The organism is Enterococcus sp. JM9B (assembly GCF_009933265.1).
GTDB lineage: Bacteria > Bacillota > Bacilli > Lactobacillales > Enterococcaceae > Enterococcus_C > Enterococcus_C songbeiensis.
In genome coordinates this window covers 79,340-86,146 of the sequence record NZ_MAEK01000022.1, presented here as the reverse complement: position 1 = coordinate 86,146, position 6,807 = coordinate 79,340, and the positions used below count along the sequence as shown (strand labels likewise).

The 6,807-nt window shown below is 41.9% G+C and carries 7 protein-coding genes; all 7 read right to left on the bottom strand.

From position 1 onward, the window contains the following. Positions 1 to 34: 34 nt before the first annotated feature. The 7 genes from BAU16_RS06455 to BAU16_RS06425 all read right to left on the bottom strand — a co-directional run bounded on the left by BAU16_RS06455 (position 35) and on the right by BAU16_RS06425 (position 6,785). Entirely contained in the window at positions 35 to 922 is an 888-nt protein-coding gene (locus tag BAU16_RS06455; RefSeq protein ID WP_161526748.1) for a ParB/RepB/Spo0J family partition protein, read from the bottom strand. Continuing rightward, complete coding sequence (locus BAU16_RS06450; RefSeq protein ID WP_161526747.1) at positions 912 to 1,676, bottom strand: ParA family protein; 765 nt, start codon at positions 1,674 to 1,676, stop codon at positions 912 to 914. The genes BAU16_RS06455 and BAU16_RS06450 overlap by 11 nt, the downstream gene beginning before the upstream one ends. Before the next feature lie 81 nt (positions 1,677 to 1,757). Then, a complete protein-coding gene (gene rsmG / locus BAU16_RS06445; protein ID WP_048604651.1) occupies positions 1,758 to 2,474 on the bottom strand; it encodes a 16S rRNA (guanine(527)-N(7))-methyltransferase RsmG in 717 nt (238 codons plus the stop codon). Between the two features lie 207 nt (positions 2,475 to 2,681). Beyond that, positions 2,682 to 3,326 carry a FusB/FusC family EF-G-binding protein gene (locus tag BAU16_RS06440; protein WP_161526746.1) on the bottom strand — a complete coding sequence of 215 codons (645 nt, stop codon included), beginning with the start codon at positions 3,324 to 3,326 and terminating at the stop codon, positions 2,682 to 2,684. 224 nt (positions 3,327 to 3,550) lie between these two features. Beyond that, positions 3,551 to 4,504 carry an SPFH domain-containing protein gene (locus BAU16_RS06435; RefSeq protein ID WP_048604646.1) on the bottom strand — a complete coding sequence of 318 codons (954 nt, stop codon included), beginning with the start codon at positions 4,502 to 4,504 and terminating at the stop codon, positions 3,551 to 3,553. Beyond that, positions 4,491 to 4,706: a hypothetical protein gene (locus BAU16_RS06430; RefSeq protein ID WP_048605317.1), complete on the bottom strand. Its 216-nt coding sequence runs from the start codon at positions 4,704 to 4,706 to the stop codon at positions 4,491 to 4,493. Before BAU16_RS06430 ends, BAU16_RS06435 begins: the two co-directional genes overlap by 14 nt. Positions 4,707 to 4,892: 186 nt before the next feature. Further along, on the bottom strand, positions 4,893 to 6,785 hold the full coding sequence (locus BAU16_RS06425) for a heavy metal translocating P-type ATPase (protein WP_048604645.1): 1,893 nt from the start codon (positions 6,783 to 6,785) through the stop codon (positions 4,893 to 4,895). Positions 6,786 to 6,807 lie beyond the last annotated feature (22 nt).

Genomic DNA, 6,807 nt, shown 5'->3' with positions numbered 1-6,807 from the left:
AGTGGAACTGACATTCTTGTTTATAGTCACACTATCAGGCTTCGTCAAAGTGGATATCCAAAATATCCAGGATGCGGGTCAGGTCATTTTGCGAAAGGTATTCGATCTCGATCTTTCCTTTGCCGTCTTTTTCTTGGATTTCGACACTTGTACCGAATTTATCCATCAAACGGTCTTCGCTTTCCCGTAAATAATAAGGTTTGACTTTGGCGATTCGCGGCGTTTTCTTTTCTTCTTTGGCTTCGTTCATTTGTCCCACTAGCTGTTCTAGTTGACGGACAGTCAGGTTTTCCTTCACACAACGATTGGCAAGCTTCAGGATTTGATCTTTTTTCTTCAAACCTAACAGGGTACGGGCTTGTCCCATCGATAGTCGTTCATCTTGAACCATTTCCTTGACCAGCTTCGGCAAAGTCAACAGTCGCAGATAATTGGCGATGTAAGGGCGACTTTTCCCTAAACGTTCGGCTACTTCTGCTTGGGTCAGCTTGAGATTTTTCATCAACATATCGTAAGCCTCAGCTTCTTCCAAAGGATTCAAATCTTCCCGCTGCAAATTTTCTAAAACAGCGACTTGCATCATCGCTTCTTCGTCAAACTCACGAATAATTGCCGGAATCGTTTCTTTGACCGCCAATTTTGACGCCCGGAAACGACGTTCACCTGCGATGATTTCATAGCCCTTCACTGCTGATTTGCGCACGATGATTGGCTGAAAAACCCCAGATTGGGCAATGGAAGCTGCTAATTCCTGTAACGAGGCTTCGTCAAATGTTTTTCGTGGTTGATAGGGGTTGGGACGCAATTCATTCAGCGGAATATCAACAACTGCTTCTTTTTTGACATCCACATCTTCCAAGTTGGCAAAATCCTGAAACAATGCATCGATGCCGCGACCTAAGCCCTTGCCTTTATTTTTCACGAGCTAACACTTCCTTTGCTAGAGCTTGATACACTTCAGCACCTTTTGACCGCAAATCATAATCAACAATCGACAATCCATGACTTGGCGCTTCTGACAAACGGATATTTCTTGGGATGATTGTGTCATAAACTTTTTCTTGGAAATAGCGGCGAACTTCCTCCACTACCTCTGCCCCTAAATTCGTGCGGGCATCATACATCGTCAATAAAACCCCTTCGATTTTCAACGTTGGGTTAAAATGTTTTTGCACTAAACGCACCGTATTCAGTAATTGGCTCAAACCTTCCAGCGCATAATATTCACATTGAACAGGAATCAAAATCGAATCACTGGCTGTAAATGCATTGATTGTCAAATGTCCCAATGAAGGCGGGCAATCGATAAATACAAAATCATATTCGTCTCTGACTTCTTCCAATGCTGTTTTTAACCGTGATTCCCGCGCCATCATGGAAGTCAATTCAATTTCGGCACCGGCTAATTGGATCGTTGCCGGTACGATGTCTAAATTTTCGCGAGAACTTGGTAAAATCGCATGCTTGATTGGTTCTTCGTTAACCAACACATCATACACGTCTTTCACGACATCTGGTTTACGAATACCCACACCGCTTGTTGCATTGCCTTGCGCATCGATATCCACAAGCAGGATTTTTTTGCCGGCATAAGCCAGACAAGCGCCAAGATTCACGGTAGTCGTCGTTTTACCGACCCCGCCTTTTTGATTTGCGACAGAAATAATTCTTCCCATCAAGTTTCCTCCTATTAGTTGGTCAAATGGATCAGAAAAACACTCTCATCTTCTGGTCTTGCCGGAAAAATTTTTACGGCATTATTTGATTGGTTGTTTATTGGGCAGCCCCGGTTTGCGGGGATATTTTTTAGGTGTTTCTTTTTTCTTTTCGATCACAATGATATGGCGCTCGTCACCGGTAATCGGCAGCGGAATCGCCCGTTCCTCGATAAACTTGCCGCCAAGCAGCGCAATCGCCGGTTTGGCTTCAGTTAATTCTTCGTCGCTTTTTGCGGCTTTCAGGGCAAAAAAGGTGCCGTTTTTCTTCACCAAGGGCAGACATAATTCTGCCAATACATTCAAACGAGCCACTGCACGGGCCGTCACGTAGTCAAAAGTTTCGCGAAACTGCTTGTTTTGACCGAATGTTTCTCCCCGATCATGATACAGATGAACATTTTCTAAGCCTAATTCCTGTACCAAATGGGTTAAAAAGGTGATCCGCTTGTTCAGGGAATCTACGATCGTAACCGATAGTTGCGGAAAAACGATTTTCAAAGGAATACTTGGAAACCCTGCTCCGGCACCCACATCGCACAAGGCGACTTCTTTCGTGAAATCCGCCGTCAGCGCCAACGTCAAGGAATCGTAAAAATGTTTGAGATAGACTTCTTTTTGCTCCGTGATAGCGGTAAGATTCATTTTTTCGTTCCATTCGACTAACAGCTCAAAGTAGCGGTGAAACTGCGCCATTTGCTTGTCGCTTAAAATGATCTGCTGCTGCAGCAATTGTTGCTGAAATTCTTCAGGTAACATCTCGTTTTCCTCTCTTTTTTGTGAAACAAATATTTGTTTCACGACTTCCTCTACTTTAACGCAAATGGGCTGTTTCTGCAATGGTTTGTGGGAAAATTTAACGACTGATCTTGAGAACAACTCAATTTTATTGACGGAAATTGAACGAAATCCATCCAATCGAAAAAAGCTGGATAGTGGGTTGAGTTTACCCACATCCAGCTATCTTTATTTTCTCTTCACCCGCTGAACAAATTGTTCTAACGCTTGCAAATCATACAACTGCTGATTACATGCTTGGCTGTCGACACAAATATAGTTGCCTTTTTTCGTATAAGTGCCGTCGCCGCTTTCTTTGGTGGTTGCTAAAAATAGCGCCACCGTCGCGGTGTGGTTGCAAATGCTGCAAATATTTTTCAAATGATTCGGCGACAAATGACCAGAAACACCGGTCAACTGATCCTCTTGATAAAGTAGGATGAATTTCTTTTGACTGCCAGGATCATTCCAACCAATGTATGAATTTTCCCGCAGATCCATGCTCTCCCAGTCAGGGATTTTTAGTTTCTTGGTTTTGCGAAATACTTTTTCCACTTGCTTGTTGGAAGGTGGGGCAAAAGGAATCACATGTTCCTTTATTTCCTCAAAAAAGCGTTCTGCCCGAACTTTCGTCAAGGTCGTGTCTAAAATAAATGGCGAGAGTTTCCTAAAAATTTCTGATGTTTCTCCAAGAATTTGTTGGATCTTTTCGATCGTCAATGCCTGCATCGTTTGTACCGTCTTCGGATCGTTAACGGATTGATAGGTATTGATCAGATGATCGACTTGTTTTTGTACGGCAAAATAATCATTGGGTTTTATTGTTGGTTGCATTGTTTTTCCTTTCTTCAAACCAGTGATACTTTGAAGAAATGCACCAAAGTATCACACTACCAGGCGACACTTTTTGGTGCAGAGGATACGAAACGTATCACATGACCACCCCCCTAAAATAATTTATCTCCTCGTTTTTTCTACAAAGGTGATAATAGCCAGTTTTTGAAAAAAATGCAACAAAAAACGTATCTTCAAGAAAAAGATACGTCATCTGTTACTTATTATTTATTACTATCTGCAGCATTCCAAATTTGTTTTAACGCAGGCACATTTCCCAGCTCTGTCATATTAGTCGGTAAAATCACCGTGTTGCCATTGTTTTCTACCACATGTTTAAAAGCTTCAATTCCAAGATAAGCCAGCATTTGATCGTTGAGTTGACTGTCTTGGATAGCCTGATTGATTTCTTTGATCCGTTGTTTTTCTGCTTCTGTGACGATACGGATACGTTCCGCTTCTGCTTGCGCATCAATATGAATACGTTCTGCCCGTGCAGTGGCATCGATTTTGGTTTGCTTCGACCGAGCAGCAGCATCGATCTCCATTTCAGAGGCTTTGGCTTCTGATTCCAAAATGACTGATTGCTTGCGGCCTTCAGAAATCGTGATTTGTGATTCTTTATCCCGACTGGCGGTAATCAATTTATTCATAGAATTAACGATTTCATCAGAAACGGAAATTTCCCCAATGTTAATCCGATCAATTGACAGCCCATAACCCGCCGTAATATCCCGAACACTTTCGTACAGTGCCACGTTGATTTCTTCCGTACCATTCAGCACTTCATTCAAATCCATCTTCCCGATAATGCCCCGCAGATTAGACTGACAATCTTGAATCATTGAGAGTACAGAATTTTGGTTATCATAAACAAATGCCCGCACATCGGTTACATGGTATTTAATTGCTTCGTCGATTTCAACGATAACATTATCCTTAGTAATAACACTTTGCGGATCGATTTGAATCGGAATCTGTTTCAAAGAAACCCGTCTTTTGACGTTGTATAAAACCGGAATCAAAAAATGCAATCCCGGTTCCAAAGATTTCACGTATTTCCCAAAACTTTCGACAACTTTGACTTCTCCCTGTTCCACGATGACTACCATCTGTGAAGCCAAAAAAACGACTAAGATAATAACTAAAATCAAGATAATAATACTAAAAATTGCCAATGTAATTCACATCACTTTCCATAAGATAGTTGTTCACCTGTACCAACAATTGATTTGCGTCATATGCGACGACTTCCAACATCACTCCTACATCCGGAATTCCAGCGACTACCTTGTAATCATACCAGCTGCCGTACACTCGAACGATACCGGTATACGTTCCTGTCGTTGTCCGAAAACATTTGCCTAATGTCTTTTCCATCTGATAATCTGCCACGACTGCGCCTCCACAAGTAACGATTTATCCGCATTATAGCAGAAAAAACACCCGCTATGTGAAATTTCACGCAAGAAGGAGGGTTTCCTCAAAATGTTTCACATGAAACATAAAAAAGGAAAGATGGATGCAAAATTTTGCATCCATCTTTCCTTTCCTATTAACCCAATTCTACGCTGTCTTTTCCACTAATTGTGGGACGGCTTTTTTGTTGTAGTTGATCAATCGCATAGCATTGAAGATAACCACTAAAATACTTGCTTCGTGGACAAACATTCCGCTTGCCATATAGATGAAGCCAGCCATTAGTCCAATCAGTAAGAAGGCAACTACGCTGATAGCAATGATCACATTTTCCCGTGTGTTCAATACGGTTTTCTTCGATAATTTGTAGGCATGAACCAATGCAGAAAAACTTGATTGCATCAAGACAACATCGGAGGTTTCAATAGCAACATCTGTTCCGCTGCCCATAGCAATTCCGATATCGGCAGTTGCCAATGAAGGCGAATCATTGATACCGTCACCGACAAAAGCAACCCGACGACCTTCTTTTTGGAATTGTTTAACGAATCCAACCTTTTGATCTGGCAGTAATTCAGCATGAACTTCATCAATACCTAATTTATTTGCGACATATTCGGCGGTAACTTGATTGTCACCCGTCAGCATAACCAAATGTTTGGCACCAGCTGCTTTAAGGTTGGCTAATTCTTCCGCAACTTCTGGACGAACGATATCAGAGATACCAATAATCAATTGAATCTTGCTGTCGATGGCTACGATTACGATTGAGCTGCCGGTTTGTTGCAAAGCAACCAAATCTTTTTGTTGTTGGCTGGTCAATGAGACATGGTGGGTTTCCATTAATTTAGCATTTCCGGCACAAACGGTATGACCGTCGATTTTTGCGGTGATCCCTTGTCCTTTAATGGTTTGGTTGTCGCTGATCGACAAGTCATGATACGCAATTTTCTTGTCGTCGGCGTAGCTCATGATGGCCCGACCTAAAGGATGATCCGAAAGAGTTTCAATTTTGGCAGTTAAGCCAATAAATTTTTGTTCCTCTGAGCCATAGCTTTTGATTGCCGAAACGGAAGTCGTTCCTTTTGTCAATGTTCCTGTTTTATCAAAGACAAACGTATCGATTTTTGAGAAAGTATCCATGGCTTCCCCACCCTTGACCAAAATACCGCGTTTTGCGCCATTACCGATCCCGGCAACGTTGGAGACTGGTGCGCCGATAACCAATGCACCTGGGCAGCCTAATACTAAGACTGTGATGGCTAATTTAAAATCACGGGTGAAAAGAAAGACAGCTAAAGCAATCAGTAGGACTGCAGGCGTGTAAAATTGTGAAAAACGATCAATAAATTTTTCTGCATGAGATTTTGTATCTTGAGCATCTTCTACCAATTCGATGATTTTTGCAAAAGTAGTATCGTCCCCAACTTTAGTGGCTTTGATTTTCAAAAAGCCGTCACTTAAAATAGTTCCTGAAAAAACTTCATCAGATAATTGTTTCGTCACTTCTTTTGATTCACCGGTTACGGCCGCTTCATCCGCGTACCCTTTTCCTTCAACAACGACCCCATCAACAGGAATCGCACCGCCGGTCTTGACCAGAACGATGTCTCCTTCTTCTACATCATCGATCTCAACTTCTTCTGTCGTACCATCCGCTTGCACAATCAAAGCAGTCGTTGGTGCCATTTCAGTCAACGATTTGATTGATTCACGGGTTTTTGACAAAGTTTTTTGTTCCAAAAAATTCCCGAACAAGAATAAGAAAGTAACGATGGCTGATTCATTGTATTCTCCGATAATAAACGCCCCGACTACCGCGATGGTTACCAACAGTTCAATACTGATAACTTTTGCCTTCAACGCTTGAAAGGCGTGAATTGCAATTGGGATGACAGCGATAATTGATGCCAATGCCAATGCAAGTTTATACAGTAGCATCACCCCGGCAAATTTTCCAACAAAACCTACGACAATCAACGCAGCGGTAATCCATGTAATATGGTTACTGTGGTCTTGAATCCATTTTTGAAATTTCATTTTTTACTCCTCCATCACTCAT